This window comes from uncultured Capnocytophaga sp. (assembly GCF_963525585.1).
Classification (GTDB): Bacteria; Bacteroidota; Bacteroidia; order Flavobacteriales; family Flavobacteriaceae; genus Capnocytophaga.
The window spans coordinates 1-15,821 of the sequence record NZ_CAURLX010000016.1 but is presented as its reverse complement, the minus strand read 5'-3'; the positions used below and the strand labels follow the sequence as shown (position 1 = coordinate 15,821).

At 37.1% G+C, this 15,821-nt stretch carries 15 protein-coding genes; 13 read left to right on the top strand and 2 right to left on the bottom strand.

Annotation, left to right across the window (positions count from 1 at the left end; genetic code table 11):
• Nucleotides 1–2: 2 nt before the first annotated feature.
• A complete protein-coding gene (locus RYK20_RS05485) occupies nucleotides 3–296 on the bottom strand; it encodes a DUF721 domain-containing protein (RefSeq protein WP_297979674.1) in 294 nt (97 codons plus the stop codon).
• 156 nt (nucleotides 297–452) lie between these two features.
• On the opposite strand from RYK20_RS05485, the gene thrS reads away from it, so the two are divergent.
• The 4 genes from thrS to rplT all read left to right on the top strand — a co-directional run bounded on the left by thrS (nucleotide 453) and on the right by rplT (nucleotide 3,654).
• Complete coding sequence (gene thrS, locus RYK20_RS05480) at nucleotides 453–2,396, top strand: threonine--tRNA ligase (protein WP_314894704.1); 1,944 nt, start codon at nucleotides 453–455, stop codon at nucleotides 2,394–2,396.
• Between the two features lie 83 nt (nucleotides 2,397–2,479).
• Nucleotides 2,480–2,974, top strand: a complete 495-nt coding sequence (gene infC / locus RYK20_RS05475; RefSeq protein ID WP_297979681.1) for a translation initiation factor IF-3 — start codon at nucleotides 2,480–2,482, stop codon at nucleotides 2,972–2,974.
• A 45-nt stretch (nucleotides 2,975–3,019) separates the two neighbouring features.
• Nucleotides 3,020–3,217 carry a 50S ribosomal protein L35 gene (gene rpmI, locus RYK20_RS05470; RefSeq protein WP_297979684.1) on the top strand — a complete coding sequence of 66 codons (198 nt, stop codon included), beginning with the start codon at nucleotides 3,020–3,022 and terminating at the stop codon, nucleotides 3,215–3,217.
• A gap of 92 nt (nucleotides 3,218–3,309) precedes the next feature.
• On the top strand, nucleotides 3,310–3,654 hold the full coding sequence (rplT, locus tag RYK20_RS05465; protein WP_297979687.1) for a 50S ribosomal protein L20: 345 nt from the start codon (nucleotides 3,310–3,312) through the stop codon (nucleotides 3,652–3,654).
• Nucleotides 3,655–3,723: 69 nt separating this feature from the next.
• Here the strand turns inward: rplT and lysA are convergent, their stop codons facing one another.
• Entirely contained in the window at nucleotides 3,724–4,929 is a 1,206-nt protein-coding gene (gene lysA, locus RYK20_RS05460) for a diaminopimelate decarboxylase (RefSeq protein ID WP_314604012.1), read from the bottom strand.
• 329 nt (nucleotides 4,930–5,258) lie between these two features.
• Here lysA and RYK20_RS05455 point away from each other — a divergent pair, with 329 nt between their 5' ends.
• The 9 genes from RYK20_RS05455 to RYK20_RS05415 form a co-directional block, all read left to right on the top strand.
• The gene (locus RYK20_RS05455) at nucleotides 5,259–6,086 is read left to right on the top strand and encodes a 5'-nucleotidase, lipoprotein e(P4) family (protein ID WP_314894702.1); all 828 of its coding nucleotides are present in this window, start codon (nucleotides 5,259–5,261) and stop codon (nucleotides 6,084–6,086) included.
• A 106-nt stretch (nucleotides 6,087–6,192) separates the two neighbouring features.
• Nucleotides 6,193–6,669 (top strand): hypothetical protein, encoded by a 477-nt coding sequence (locus RYK20_RS05450; RefSeq protein ID WP_314894701.1) that lies wholly within the window; start codon nucleotides 6,193–6,195, stop codon nucleotides 6,667–6,669.
• Nucleotides 6,670–6,672: 3 nt separating this feature from the next.
• On the top strand, nucleotides 6,673–7,191 hold the full coding sequence (locus RYK20_RS05445; protein ID WP_314894699.1) for a YfiT family bacillithiol transferase: 519 nt from the start codon (nucleotides 6,673–6,675) through the stop codon (nucleotides 7,189–7,191).
• A gap of 31 nt (nucleotides 7,192–7,222) precedes the next feature.
• The gene (locus RYK20_RS05440; protein WP_314894698.1) at nucleotides 7,223–8,077 is read left to right on the top strand and encodes a DUF4240 domain-containing protein; all 855 of its coding nucleotides are present in this window, start codon (nucleotides 7,223–7,225) and stop codon (nucleotides 8,075–8,077) included.
• A 64-nt stretch (nucleotides 8,078–8,141) separates the two neighbouring features.
• The gene (locus RYK20_RS05435) at nucleotides 8,142–8,570 is read left to right on the top strand and encodes a dCMP deaminase family protein (RefSeq protein WP_314894697.1); all 429 of its coding nucleotides are present in this window, start codon (nucleotides 8,142–8,144) and stop codon (nucleotides 8,568–8,570) included.
• A 6-nt stretch (nucleotides 8,571–8,576) separates the two neighbouring features.
• Nucleotides 8,577–9,056, top strand: a complete 480-nt coding sequence (locus RYK20_RS05430; RefSeq protein ID WP_297978094.1) for an IPExxxVDY family protein — start codon at nucleotides 8,577–8,579, stop codon at nucleotides 9,054–9,056.
• 4 nt (nucleotides 9,057–9,060) lie between these two features.
• Entirely contained in the window at nucleotides 9,061–10,497 is a 1,437-nt protein-coding gene (pyk, locus tag RYK20_RS05425; protein WP_311457511.1) for a pyruvate kinase, read from the top strand.
• A 198-nt stretch (nucleotides 10,498–10,695) separates the two neighbouring features.
• Nucleotides 10,696–12,414, top strand: coding sequence for a M23 family metallopeptidase (locus RYK20_RS05420; RefSeq protein ID WP_311457512.1), 1,719 nt, complete (start codon nucleotides 10,696–10,698; stop codon nucleotides 12,412–12,414).
• Nucleotides 12,415–12,479: 65 nt separating this feature from the next.
• Nucleotides 12,480–15,821 (top strand): reprolysin-like metallopeptidase (locus RYK20_RS05415; RefSeq protein ID WP_314894696.1); only part of this gene is annotated, 3,342 nt, incomplete at its 3' end.

The following is a 15,821-nucleotide window of genomic DNA, read 5'->3' as shown; positions in this document are numbered from 1 at the left end:
TTTTATAAAAAAATAATCTCTTTAACCACCTCCTTTTGTAGATAATTATTGACTGATAATGCCAATTCACTTCTGCGGAAGCTTAAATTCTCTTTTAAAGAGGCGTTGTTTATTGTGATAAATAGTTTGTCACCTTGCAGGCGTATATTCTGGGTATATTCTAGGATTCCATTGCCCATAATAGCTTTCCACGCTTCCTTTACTTGTACCTTATCAATACCATAGGAGAGATTTCCTTTTTTGATAATATCAAGGATTACATCTTTCAGAGAAAGTTCATTAGAATAGTAGTTCATTTTTTTTATCACAAAGATAGTTATTTCAAAATATATAAAATGTGAAAAAATATAAAAACAAAAATTAAAATTAAAGGAATAAAAAACTTGAAAAAAAATTTTGATACGATAGAAAAAAACATTACTTTTGCCAAGTTTTTTAGCACTATATAGAAAATGATAAAAGTTACACTACCAGATGGTTCTGTTAAAGAGTATAAAAAAGGGATAACTCCAGCTGAGATAGCTCTAAGTATCAGTGAAGGCTTGGCTCGTAATGTGATTTCTGCTAGTTTTGATGGGAAAACTATAGAAACTGTAACTCCTTTGCAGACGGATGGAAGTTTAGTGTTATATACTTGGGAGAATCCAGAAGGGAAAAAAGCTTTTTGGCATTCTTCAGCACATATTCTGGCGCAAGCATTGGAGGAATTATATCCTAATATTAAGCTCACCATAGGGCCTGCTATAGCTAATGGTTTTTACTATGATGTTGATTTCAATGGAAATACCATTACAGATAAGGATTTCCCTGCCATAGAAGCTAAAATGCTAGAGATTGCACGAGAGAAGCATCTCTTTAAGATGCGTCCTGTAAGCAAGGAAGAAGCTCTTTCCTATTATAAAGATAAAAATGAGTACAAGACAGAGCTTATAGAGGCTCTTGAGGATGGAACAATTACTTTCTGTGATCATAGTACATTCACGGATCTTTGCCGAGGAGGTCATTTGCCTCATACCGGATTTGTAAAAGCCGTAAAAATACTCAGTGTAGCAGGGGCTTATTGGCGAGGTAATGAGAATAATCCTCAGCTAACCCGTGTATATGGAATATCTTTCCCTAAGCAGAAAGACCTCACCGAGTATCTTACTCTTTTGGAAGAAGCAAAGAAAAGAGACCATCGTAAGCTAGGAAAAGAGTTAGAGCTCTTTACCTTTTCCAATAAGGTAGGACAAGGCTTACCTCTATGGCTTCCTAAGGGAGCTGCTTTAAGAGAACGCCTAGAGGCTTTCTTACGTAAGGCACAAAAGCAAGCGGGTTATGAACAGGTGGTTACCCCTCATATAGGGCATAAGAACTTATATGTAACCTCAGGGCACTGGGAGAAATATGGAAAAGATAGCTTCCAGCCTATAGCCACTCCTAATGAAGGAGAGGAATATTTGCTCAAGCCAATGAATTGTCCACATCATTGTGAGATTTATAATTCACATCCTTGGAGTTATAAGGATCTTCCTAAGCGTTTTGCGGAGTTTGGAACTGTATATCGTTATGAACAGAGTGGAGAGTTGCACGGGCTTACTCGTGTGCGCTGTTTCACCCAAGATGATGCTCATATATTCTGTACTCCAGAACAGTTAGATGAGGAGTTCAAACACGTGATTGACTTGGTTCTTTATGTGTTTGGTTCTTTAGGTTTTGATAATTTTACAGCTCAGGTATCCTTGAGAGACCCAGAAAATCTATCTAAATATATAGGTACAGATGAGAATTGGGCTAAAGCAGAAAATGCTATTATTAATGCGGCAAAGGAAAAAAATCTTACCTATGTAATAGAGACAGGAGAAGCCGCATTCTATGGACCTAAGCTAGACTTTATGGTGAAGGATGCTTTGGGAAGAAGCTGGCAATTAGGAACCATCCAAGTAGATTATAATCTCCCAGAGCGTTTTGACCTCTGGTATAAGGGAGCTGATAATGAGATGCACCGCCCTGTAATGATTCATAGGGCTCCTTTCGGAAGTATGGAACGCTTTGTAGCTATTTTGCTAGAGCATACAGCAGGTAACTTACCTTTGTGGTTAGTTCCGGAACAGGTAAATATTCTTTCTATAAGTGAAAAATATGAGCAATATGCACAGAAAGTAGCTTCTGTATTGCAAGAGGCTGATATTCGTCCTGCTATTGACAATCGTAATGAGACTATAGGAAAGAAGATTCGAGAAGCAGAAACCCAAAAATATCCATATATGGTTATTGTGGGAGAAGAAGAAGAGAAGAATCAAACCGTTTCAGTTCGTAAGCACGGAGGAGAATCCTTGGGAACTATGAGTATTGCTGATTTTGTTTTACTTTTGCAAGAAGAAATTAATAAAAATATACGACCTTTCTCAAATTAAGTTTAATTTAAAATAGAAAAGCCATTAATAATAAAGTACCTAATAACAGCAGGAACGCAAGTGAAGAGAAGCTTTCACATAGGGTGAATAGAGATATTCGTGTCCCAGAAGTGCGTTTGGTAGGAGATAACGTGGAAACAGGCGTATATCCTACAAGAGAAGCCTTACGGCTAGCGGAAGAACTGGAATTGGATTTGGTAGAAATCTCTCCCAACGCCCAACCTCCTGTGTGTAAAATCGTAGATTATAAGAAATTTCTCTATGAGCAGAAGAAACGAGCTAAAGAGCTAAAAGCTAAGGCCACTAAAGTAGAGATTAAGGAGATACGATTTGGTCCTCAGACAGATGATCACGATTATGAGTTTAAGAAAAAACACGGTGAGAAGTTCCTTAAGGAAGGAGCTAAGGTAAAGGCTTATGTCTTCTTCAAAGGACGATCTATTGTGTATAAGGATCAAGGACAAGAGTTGCTTCTGCGCTTAGCTGTGGACTTAGAGGAATTTGGGAAAGTAGAACAGATGCCTAAGCTAGAAGGAAAGCGAATGACAATGTTCATAGCGCCTGTAAAGAAAAAATAAATAAAAGAATAACAGATATTTCAATCATTAATTTTAAGTAACAAAATGCCAAAGATTAAAACTAAATCCAGTGCAAAGAAACGTTTTAAAGTAACGGGCTCTGGTAAAATCAAAAGAAAGCACGCTTTCAAAAGTCACATCTTGACTAAAAAAGCTAAAAAACGTAAATTAGCTTTGACACACGCTACTCTAGTTCATACCAATGACGAGGCTAGCGTAAAAAAACAATTAGGTTTGAAATAAATCAAATTTGTTTTAGGTAAATTAATTGTCTCACCTTGGAGTATGGCTTAAAAGAACGAAAAGTCGCCTACTACAAAAAAAATTAGAAATTTATGCCAAGATCAGTAAATGCAGTTGCTCGCAGAGCACGTAGAAAAAAAATAATGAAACAAGCCAAAGGTTACTTTGGTCGTAGAAAAAACGTTTGGACAGTTGCCAAGAATGCGGTTGAAAAAGCATTAGTATATGCATACAGAGACCGTCGTAATAAGAAAAGAACTTTCCGCGCTTTGTGGATTGTTCGTATCAATGCTGGGGTTCGCCCTTATGGATTGTCTTATTCTAAGTTTATGGGAGCTCTTAAAGCCAATCAGATAGAACTTAATCGTAAAGTTCTTGCCGATTTAGCAATGAATCACCCAGAAGCTTTCAAAGCAATTGTAGAAAAAGTAAAATAGACGTTTAATCAAAAAGAAATATCTGTTCTAAGATACGCTTTCCGAAAAGGAAAGCGTATCTTTCTTTATTTAGAGTTCAATTTCTATCTGATTATGAAGCAAATCTTCAAAAGTTTCTGCCTTTCGGATAAGCTTAGCTTCTCCATTAATCCATAATACTTCTGCAGGGCGTAGGCGGGAGTTATAATTACTAGCCATAGTATAACAATAGGCTCCTGCATTATGGAAACAGAGAATATCTCCCTCAGTAATTTCTGAAATTTGACGGTTAGAAGCAAAAGTATCTGTTTCGCAGATATATCCTACTACAGAATAGAAACGTTTCTTACCTTCAGGATTAGAAATATTTTCTATCTTATGTGTGGCTCCATAGAACATAGGGCGGATAAGATGGTTAAAACCAGAATCAACACCTGCAAATACGGTGGAGGTAGTTTGCTTGATAACATTTACCTTTACTAAGAAATATCCAGCTTCACTTACTAAGAATTTGCCAGGTTCAAAGGCTAAGGTAAGGTCTCTTCCATAATCCTTACAAAACTCCAAAAATCGAGAGCTGAGGCGTTCTCCAAGTTCCTCAATATTCGTCTGGATATCTCCCTCTTTGTAAGGAACTTTAAAGCCACTCCCGAAGTCTATAAATTGTAATTCCTTGAAATGCTTTGCTGTATCAAAGAGTATTTCAGAGGCATAGAGGAATACATCAATGTCCAGAATGTCACTTCCTGTGTGCATATGTATTCCATTAATATGCATTTTGGTATTTTCCACAATTCGTAGGATATGAGGTATTTGATGAATACTAATGCCAAACTTACTATCAATATGTCCGACAGAAATATTAGAATTTCCCCCTGCCATTACGTGAGGATTAATACGGATACACACGGGGATATTGGGGTACTTACTACCAAACTGCTCCAAGAAAGAGAGATTGTCAATATTCAGTTGAACACCCAATAGGGTAGCTTCCTCTATTTCATCCATTGAGACTCCATTGGGAGTAAAAATAATTTGTTCAGGAGTGAAGCCTGCTTTAAGCCCCAATTTTACCTCTTGAATAGAAACGGTATCCAGTCCAGCTCCTAATTTTCTCATTAATTTCAAAATAGAAATATTAGAAAGAGCTTTCATTGCATAATTGATTTTGAGGCTGGGTACTTTACTGAAAGCATTGGAGAGCCTTTTATACTGCGAGCTGATTTTCTCGGCATCATATACATATATGGGGCTACCCCAAGTGTCTGAAATAGAAAGTAAATCTTTAATATTCATTTTTAAGGAGGATTTGAGTTATTTATCATTTGCAAAATTAATATATCTTGTTGAATTATTCAATATAAAATAAAAGATATTATTATCCTTTTTAATATTTTTAACAAATATATTTGAATAGTTGATTGTATGGAAGTTTATAAAACGTACATAATAAATTTTTAATCTTTAATAAGTAGATTTTTTCAAAATATTTTTCTCTAATAATAAAGTTAAATATGGTTTTAAATTTTGTGTTTTGGATGAAAAATAAAAAAAATCATTAAATAGAAGATTGATTTTAGATATTTAAAATATTTTTATATCTTTGCCGCCGGAAATTTAATCAGATGAGACAGAAAAAACTACTACTTTATGGGTTGCTATTCTTGGCAACTCCTACCATAGCACAACAGTCCTATCTCAAAGAAGGAATGGATAAGTGTAAAGAAGAAGAGCTAGCAGAAAATGGGAAACTCTATGCCGCCTTTTTCCAACAACAGGCAGCAGAGTATGACGCTTTGTGCCTACAGGCGTTTAATGTAGCTCGTATGCGATTAGATGAGGCGCTTGCTCAAAAGAGTGATAAGCCCTTAGCTATTGTTTCGGATATCGACGAGACTTTCTTAAATACTTCTTATTATGCAGTCCTTTGTGGTAAAAAAGGAGCAGAATTCCATCAAAATACCTGGGAGGCTTGGACAGCTAAGGCTGAGGCAACTCCTTTGGCAGGAGCTTTGGAGTTCTATCAGTATGCACACGAGAAAGGAGTAGCTATTTTCTATGTAACTAACCGAAAGGAAAATGAGCGAGTAGGAACAGCCTTGAATATCAAACGTTATAACTTCCCATATCAAGGAGATGATCACCTCATATTCCGTACAGCAGAGAAAAGCAAGGAAAGCAGACGTGAGAAAATCGCCCAGAAATATAATATTGTTCTCCTGCTAGGGGATAATCTAGGGGATTTTGATAAAGATTTTGATAAACAGACTACTCAAGAGCGTGCAGAAGCGGTACAAAAAAATCGTGCAGCTTTTGGTAAAAAGTATATTGTACTTCCTAATACTTCTTATGGAGATTGGGAGAGTGCAGCTTATGGATCAAAATATCTCAGTATCAAGGAAAGAAATGCTATTATTCTTGAGAGATTGAAAGATAAACCTGTAGCAAATTAGCTTAATATTTTTATTCAGAGGCTGTTCTTATAATAGAACAGCCTTTTTATATTTTCTGGATTAAGTATTAAGGATTTTTTGTATATTTGCGCAAAGTTAGTCCTATATGAAAGCCTCTACTAAGTATATACTACTATCTTTATTGGTAGAATATATGCTCTTTTGTCTTTTTATGCATTGTGTAATAAATATAGAATCAAAGACCTATGTTACTGCAATGGGAGCTATACGTACCTATGCCACCATTACAGCGCTTTATATACCTACCTTTGTATTGGCTTATTTTATAGGGCAAAAGCTGAAGTGCCATCTTTATAGTAGGTTCAAGAATTTTATCTTAGGAGTATTGCTTATTTTTGTTTTCTATATTACAACATTTTGGCTTACAATGATGTGTGCTACTTATTTTCTCTGCCCTGAAGATGATAGGCGCTATTGTATGGAGATAACACAATTTGTAGTGTTTGGATATACAATGTATGGAGTATGCAAATGGTTGTTTGTTTTCGTGGCGTTACTCTTGGGAAGCCTTTTAGTAATGACAAGCAACAAGTTTCTAAAGAAAAATACAGATAATTCCTAACTTATGGATTCTATAAAATATCCTATAGGTGCTTTTGAGCTACCTAAGGAAATTACCCAGAAGCACATAAACACTTATATAGAAGAGCTCAGGCGCTTTCCTTATTTGTTAGAAGAAGCAGTAAAACAATGTCCGCCTAATATACTCAACCTTACCTATAGAGAAGGAGGCTGGACAATAGCCCAGATAGTACATCACTTAGCCGATGTGAATATGAATAGCTTTATTCGTTGTAAGCTTGCCCTAACGGAAGAAAACCCTATGGTAAAACCCTACGAAGAAACCTTGTGGGCAGAGCTTCCTGAGGCAAGAGACTTTTATATAGCACCCTCTTTGTATATCATAAATGGAGTACATTGGCGCTGGTGGAAGCTCCTAAGGGCTCTTACTCCAGAGGATTTCGAAAAGACCTACCAACATCCACAGAGTGGGCAAAAAGTGTCCATAAAGCAGGAAATAGCCAAGAGTGTGTGGCACGGCAAGCACCATTTAGCCCATATTGAGTTGGCTAAAAAAACTTAAAATAATTACTAACAGCTAATAATTTATACAAATGAAAAGAAGGTTTATCTATCAAGATGCCAAATCGGATAAGTTTTGGGATATAGATTTTGAAGGTACTACCCAAACCGTCGTTTATGGGAAAACAGGTACCGCAGGGCGTGAAGCTGTAAAGGAATTTGCTACAGCCGAAGAATGTACCAAAGAAAGCGAAAAGCTCATTGCACAAAAACTCAAGAAAGGCTATACAGAACTCAAAGAAGGCGAGGCTGCTCCTGAGAAAAGAGAATACTCAGAGGAGGAAAAAGCCGACTATTTCTTCTGGGAAGCCATAGAAAAGAGCTACAAATACAACAAAAAAGATTGGAAAGCCTATGATCTGGAAGAACATTTAGAAAAACTCGCCACCTACTTATCTAAATATAGCGAAGAGAAATTGATTCTATTTCAAAAAACTTTAGAGCAGAAACTTATATCTCTTTATACAGCCTCTATAGCGGAACTTTATATCATTTTAGGAAATGAATATGAAAAAGAGGGAGATAATTATAGTTTTGATGGCTATGTTTCTGATGATGGTTTTATCTATTTCCGCTGTTGGCTGTTGCTTAAGGGTAAAGAATTTTATGACGACATCACCAAGGACATACAATCCTTTGTCTCAGGCAAGTACCATTTTGATATAGGAGAGACTTGGGCAGAGGAACTTCTCTATGTAGCCGATGCGGCCAATGCGGAAGCTCGTCCTGATAGCGATGAGGACATCATTCGCGATACTGTAAATGAAAAGTGGCCTGAACTGAATTATGATTTTGGTGACTTTGCTATGGAAAGAAAACCAGAGTATGGAAAAGAGCTTCAAAAGATGTACCCTAAATTGGTTGCTGAAATTATGCCCATACGATAGCCCGATAAAAAAATAGGAATAAAATAGTGATATTATTCAAAAAGTAGTACCTTTGCCATCAAATATGGAAAAACAAGAAAGATACGACCGCGCTTATATGCGTATGGCACAAGAATGGGCAAAGCTCTCTTATAGCAAGCGTAAGCAAGTAGGGGCAATCATTGTCAAGGATCGTATGATTATCTCGGACGGTTACAATGGTACGCCTACAGGCTTTGACAATTGTTGTGAGGATGAACAAGGACAGACTCTTTGGTATGTACTTCACGCTGAGGCTAATGCCATTCTTAAGGTAGCAGCCTCTACTCAGTCCTGTATAGGAGCAACCCTTTATATCACAATGTCACCCTGTAAGGAATGTAGCAAGCTGATTCATCAGGCAGGAATAGTAAGGGTTGTTTATAAAGAAGCTTATAAAGATACTAGTGGATTGGAATTTTTAGAAAAAGCAGGAGTTACATTGCTACATTTGCCAGAGGATAGTGAAGCATAGAGAAAAATGGCAAAACAATATCAACTAGACTTTGAAGAGGAGGAAGTGAATGAACTTTTGCTTGCTATTCACAGTGCTTTCGCTCCTCCTAAGTTTGCCTATTGGCTTAATAGAGAGCTAGAAACAGCTTTTGTTCGTGCTCCTGAAGAACTTCGGGATTCCCTGACAGATATACATTTTCCCTTGTTTTCCTATTGTAGGAATGAAGAGGAGATTTGGTATATTATTGCCAATAAAACTTACCAAGTAGTAGGAAAAGACTTATTTGGAAATGTAGAAAAACTACAGTTATTAGTTCCTACACTTCCTAAGGTAGATTACTTTCTGCGGATTAGCAATTATGACCCAGAAGAAGACTATCTTTCCATATTACAAGCGATACAATGGATAGAAGCTATCTATGAAATTCCCATTCTCACTGAAGAAGGACTTTCTCCAAAAGAAAGAAAAAAAATAACTGAAATCAAAACTAAATTAATATTTTAATAGTATGATAGGAAAGAAAAAAACCAAAATTGTAGCTACCTTAGGGCCTGCTACAGATAGTCCAGAGATACTCAAACAGATGATATTGGCAGGAGCCAATGTATTCCGTATCAACTTCTCTCACGCCAATTATGAGGAGGTAAAGCAACGTATCGCACAAGTGCGAGCTATAGAAGAAGAACTCAAAACACACGTAGCTCTTCTAGGAGATTTACAAGGTCCTAAGCTCCGAGTAGGGGAGATGGAGGAGAATGTTTTCGTAGAAAAAGGTGATGAAATTTCTTTCATCACAGGAGAACCTTTTGTTGGGAACAAGGAGCGTGCTTATATGAACTACACCCAGTTTCCTTGTGATGTAAAAGCAGGCGAACGCGTACTTCTGGATGATGGAAAGCTTATATTCGAGGTTGTTTCTACCAATGGAAAAGATACTGTTTTGGCAAAAGTAGTACAGGGAGGTATTCTCAAGTCCAAAAAAGGGGTGAACCTACCTAACACCAATATTTCCTTACCAGCTCTTACAGAAAAAGATATCAAAGATGCTATTTTCGCCATCGAGCAAGAGGTGGATTGGATAGCACTTTCTTTTGTACGCCACGCCAAGGATATAGAAGACCTTAAAGCACTGATTAAAGAACATACCTCTGAGGATATTCCTATTATTGCTAAGATAGAAAAACCTGAAGCTCTGGCTAATATAGATGAGATTATTGCTAATTGTCAAGGGTTAATGGTCGCTCGAGGTGATTTAGCTGTAGAAACTCCAGCTCAGGAAGTACCTCTTCGCCAAAAAGAGTTAGTTCGTAAAGCTAAAGAAGCTAGAATCCCTGTGATTATAGCTACCCAAATGATGGAAACGATGATAGAGAGCCTTACACCTACTCGTGCTGAGGTAAATGATGTGGCTAACTCTATTATTGATGGAGCTGATGCTGTAATGCTTTCTGCGGAGACCTCTACTGGGAAATATCCAGTACAGGTAATCGAAAAAATGTCTGATATTATTCGAAGTGTAGAAGATTCCGATTTTATCAATGTACCTCGTACTTCTCCTGTGAGAGAAGGAAATGGACGCTTTGTGACCCAATCTATTTGTCTTAGTGCAGCTCACCTTGCTGATGAAATGGATGCTAAGATTATTTCCACCCTTACAGGTAGTGGTTATACAGCTTTTCAGGTATCTGCCTTGCGCCCCAGTGCTCATATCTTGGTGTTCTCCTCTAACCGACGACTACTTACCAAGCTCAGCCTGCTATGGGGGGTAACTACTTACTATTATGATCGTTACGTATCCACTGATGAGACTATAGAGGACATTAACCGTATTGCTACTCGTGAAGGACACGTACAAGTGGGAGATATTGTTATCAGCCTTAGTGCTATGCCAATAAGCTATCAAGGTCCTGTGAATACAGTACGAGCTACACAGATATTAGCATAATTTCCAGAAATAAAACTAATTTAGAGGAAAAAGTAATGGATAACCAATTAGTTATCTGTTACTTTTGTCTTAGTTTAGTATGAGATAAAAAGTCTATTTTCCAAAAATACACGATAGATAATCTCGATAAAAAATAATCTCTTCAAAAATTTGATAGGTAACTGAAAAATACTAATTTTGCGTGCTATTTTCCAAACAATGAATAAAAGGATCTTTTTTCTGGCAATTTTCTTTGCTTTCTCTACTCTTTTAGCTCAAAAACAACATCCTAAGGACTATTTTGGTTCTCCTTTGGATATTCCTTTAGTATATGCAGGAAATTTTTGTGAATTACGTCCCAATCATTTCCACGGAGGCTTGGATATCAAAACTCAGAATAAGCAAGGATATAATGTATATGCTACTGCAGAAGGCTATATTTCCTGTATTCGGACAAGCTCTTATGGTTATGGTAAGGTGTTATACATTACACATCCCAACGGATATACTACTGTATATGCTCACTTGCAGAAATTCGCTCCATCTATAGAAAAATATGTCAAAGAACGTCAATATCTACTGGAAAAGTACGAGGTGGAGCTTGAGCCTAAGCCAGAGGATTTTCCTGTAAAAAAAGGAGATTTGATTGCCTTGAGTGGGAATACAGGAGGGAGTGCTGGACCTCATTTGCATTATGAAATCCGCGATACAGCTACAGGGAATGCTTATAATCCTCTTCTTTTTGGCTATCCCAACGAAGATGATGTAGCTCCTTTGGTGTATAAAGTAGTTGCTTATCCATTGGAAGAATCTTCGGCTATTGAAGGAAAACAAGTGCCTAAAGAACTCATTTTGGCTAAGGATAAAGCTTCTTATACTACAGCCAAAATACAAGCACAAGGGAAGATTGGAATTGGCATACAAGCCATTGATAAGATGACAGGAACTTATAACACCTATGGCGTGTATAAGGTAACAATGTCGGTTAATGGAAAGATAAATTTTTCCTATACTTTCGATGAATTAGTCAATGGAGAAGACCCATATCTGAATACTTTTATAGACTATCCTCTCTATGTACAGAAAGGAACTCGAGTACAACTCCTTTATAAAAAGCCTTATAACAAGCTTTCTATCTATTCCCAAGCAGATAAAGAGGGAGTAATTGAGATAGAAGAAGGTCTTACCTATTGGATTACGGTTGAAGTAGAGGATTTTAACCATAATACAGCTATAATTACGATTCCAATAGAAGGAAAAAAAGAAGTAATTACTCAGAAATTTCCCGAAAAGGAGGGAACTCCCTTAGTTGCTTCTCGTGATAATATGTATAAAACCGATCAAGCGACAGTCTTCTTTCCGGAGAATACATTTTTTGCGGATACTTACATACAAGTAGCACAAATAGGAGATACTCTTTCAATAAAAGCTCCTGTGCAACCTCTTCAAAAACAGTATAATATCGTATTTACTCCTACACAATATACAGAAAGCGAACTCCCTTATGTGTGTATAGCCTCTGTAAAAGGGAAGGGGAAAAAATACTATCAAAGCACCTATCGTAGAGATAATATTCTATCGGGAAGGGTGAAAACTTTTGGAAAATTTGTTCTCACTACCGATAAACAGGCTCCAACTCTTAAGGCTTTGAATTTTTCTAAAGAAAAAAATAATATAGCTAACCTAGAGCAACTTAAGGTAAGTGTAAAGGATGATTTCAGTGGAATAGGTAAGTATTCTGCAACTATAAATGGAAAATGGATACTGATGGAGTACGAGCATAAGGAAAATCTGTTATTTTTCACCCTTTCCGATAAGTATTTTACTACCGATGAAGAATATATCTTTGAACTTACTGTAACTGATAAGGTAGGAAATGAGAGTGTATTGTCTATTCCATTGGTATATAAACCAGAATCTCAAGAAAAGAAAAATTAATAAAAAACTTTTAAAGATGATAAAATAATTCGTAAATTTGCCTTATTCTAGTCTTTAGTTATCAGATGAAAGCTTTTTTACGTTGTTTATTCCTCTTTTTCATAGGGTTAGGAGCGGTTAATGCACAAGAAAAAGTACAGGATATTATTGCAATATTTCAGCAAACTTCCTCTGTAGATTGGTCGGTTCCTTTATCTAGTAGCAAAGAACGCCTTTCTATAAGCTGGTCAGAACGCAAAGGTTCTTATAACACAAAAGGTTATCGTAGCTTTGTTGGCTATTATGAAGAACATTTTGTGGGAGTTATCTCCTTTGATAACCATATACTTACAGGAGAGTTGCTCTATGGAGGAACTTCTTATCAATTAACAACAACTCCTAAGGGATTTCTGCAAATAAAGGCTATTACAGAGGATAAATGTGGTAGTGCTTCTTCTTCTGAGACCAGCGCTGTTGCTCGGAACTTTTTTCCTGAAGGTGATAAAGATGAAAATGATGCACCAATAGAACAGCCAGAAATACATAACTCACTTTATCCCAAAAGTCTTATTCATACCGATGGAGTTTTTAGGCACTATCGCCTTGCATTACCTGTAGATTATAGTTATTATAATTCCAAGAATTTTAATAGAAATATTAATAGAATAAGAACTTTCTGGTATGCTACTCTGACTTTTCTCAATGAACTCTACAGAAATGATGTAGGGGTAGATTTTGAGCTTATTGATGATGATAACTTGATAATCACTTCTGAGGATAAGCAACTATTCCCTAGGCGAACTCGAGCTAATACGGTTGTGGATAATGGGACAATAACATTCAATAAGTATTATTCGCCAAGTAAATACGACCTAGCTGTAATTATCACAGATTATAGGGAAAATTATAACGGATTGGCTTCAGTGTATGCCGCTTATGAGGAACACCGAAAAGCCAATGCAGCTGCACGTCCTATTAAGCCTTCTACTATAGCTCACGAGATAGGCCATATGTTCGGAGCAGATCATACTTTTTCTAATGGTGGGCAATATACAGATAAGACAGAGACAGGAAGTGGACAATCTATTATGAGCTATGGGCACGAATATTCTCGTGATTTCTTCTCCTTGATAAGCTTGCAGGTGATAAGAGCATTTTTAGGAAATTCTATGGCTTATTATGCTGATAGAGCTCGAAGTGAAGTCCGAGGAAAACAACTTCCAGATACAGGATCAAACCTTGTTTATGGGGTCAAAAGTAATAACCAGCCTCCTAAATTAGAAACAGCACGCCTTAAGAAAGAATATACCATTCCTGAAGGTACTTTTTTTCAATTTTACCTCACAGGAAGCGATCCAGAAGGCGATGAACTTACCTATATAGCCCACCCAGCTGACAGGCGCTTTCATAGCTCTATCTCCAATGCTCGCTTTCTCACTTATAAGGGAACAACCAATCCTTGTATCCGATTTCAGGAGGAGTGGGTAACTACAGAGCCCTTTACATTTGCTCCAGCAGCCTATACACAACTCCCACAAACCTATACGCCAGGGAATTTTACCTTTTGGCTTGGGGTAGCTGATCATAATCTGTCAGATCCCAATCACTTACCTAAGTATGATGTGGCAGAAGTTAAGTTGCATATTGTAAAAGGAAAGCCCTTTGAGATAAAAAATTTTGATAATGGCACCTATGAAGCTAACAAAACTTATCAAGGTGGGCAAAGTATCTCAATACAATGGGAGGTAGATAATAAAGTGTTTTCCCCAGATACTAAGGTGCGTATTCTTCTCTCTGATGACTCAGGAAAGACCTATAAATACATTCTTGTTAATGAAGCCCCTAATAATGGAGAATGTCAGATCACTCTTCCTAATATAGATATAGGGGCTACTCAGGGCTATGCAAAGCACCTCAAGGGAAAAGGAATCATTAAAGTAGAGGTCATAGATGGGCTTGCCTATGCCTTATCTACTAGGAGACCCTATAATCAGGGGGGATTTATGGTGAGTAAAGACCATACTAAGCCTGATCCTTTACAATTTGTTACTAATACCTTACCTAAAGATATCTCAGTAAAGAGCCTATCAGAGGTACCTACTGTAGAATTTCCTTCTGTTACAGGGGGGTGCAAGAGCCCACAAATTAGTTACAAAGATACCAAGGATACTACTACATATCTACCTAATACCGCCATAAAGCGGGTATTTGTAGCAGAAGATAGTTGTGGGCAACATATAGAATATACACAGATGATCCTAATAGGGGAGAATAAGATAGGTGTTCCTACTAAAGATAATCCTAACTTACCTCCAGAATCCCCAAAAGAACCTCTTACCTTTATTACCAGTACCTTACCTAACCAATGGTCAAGTGTAGTATGCCCTAGTGATTTGCCTAGTCCAGCTCCTATAGAAACTAAGGGAGGGTGTGGGAAGATTACCTCTTCTATAAAAGAGGAAACTATAAAATATACCTGCAAAGCTAATTATATAGTAAAACGTACCTATTCCTTTATAGATGAATGTAATACATCATTGTCTTTTGAGCAATATATTAGAGTACAGGATACTATCCCTCCCGTCTTTATAGGGGACCTTCCTAAGGATATTACCCTACAAGAAGGAGATAATATACCTATACAGACCTATCTTAAAGCAATAGATGGTTGTAGTAGTACAATAGTGACCCATTCAGTAGATAGGGAAGTAAAGAAAGGAAGGGTATCAAAGGTAGTATATACTTGGGTAGCTATGGATACTTGTGGTAATAAAACTACCCATAAGCAGGTAATTACGATAGTTCCTAAGGTTGTTTCTCCTCTAAAATTTGTTCCAGAGACACTTCCTAAAGATATTACGCTCTCTTGTGGAAATCAATTGCCTATAAATACAGCTATTAGGACAGAGGGAGGTTGTCCTCCTGTGAATATTACTTATAGTGATGAAAGAATCACGAGTACCTGTCCAGATACCTATATATTAGTACGTAGCTATAAAGCTACGGATCACTGTGGCACCTCTATAGTTCATAGACAAACTATAAAAGTATCTGATACTACCCCTCCTACCTTTGTAGAGGAGCTTCCTAGAGATATCACCCTACAAGAAGGGGATAAAATACCTACTTTTATGATTCTAACGGCTACCGATAACTGTAGCAATGCGATAGTAACTTACTCAGAAAGTAGGGAAATAAAGGGAGGAAAGCTATTAAACGTAGTTTATACTTGGGTTGCTACCGATTCCTGTGGTAATAAGACCATACATAAGCAGGTGATTACTATTACTCCTAAGGCTATTCCTCCTCTAAAATTTGTTCCAGAGACACTTCCTAAAGATATTACACTCTCTTGTGGGAATCAGTTGACTAGAAATACAGCTATTAGGACAGAGGGAGGTTGTCCTCCTGTGAATATTACTTATAGT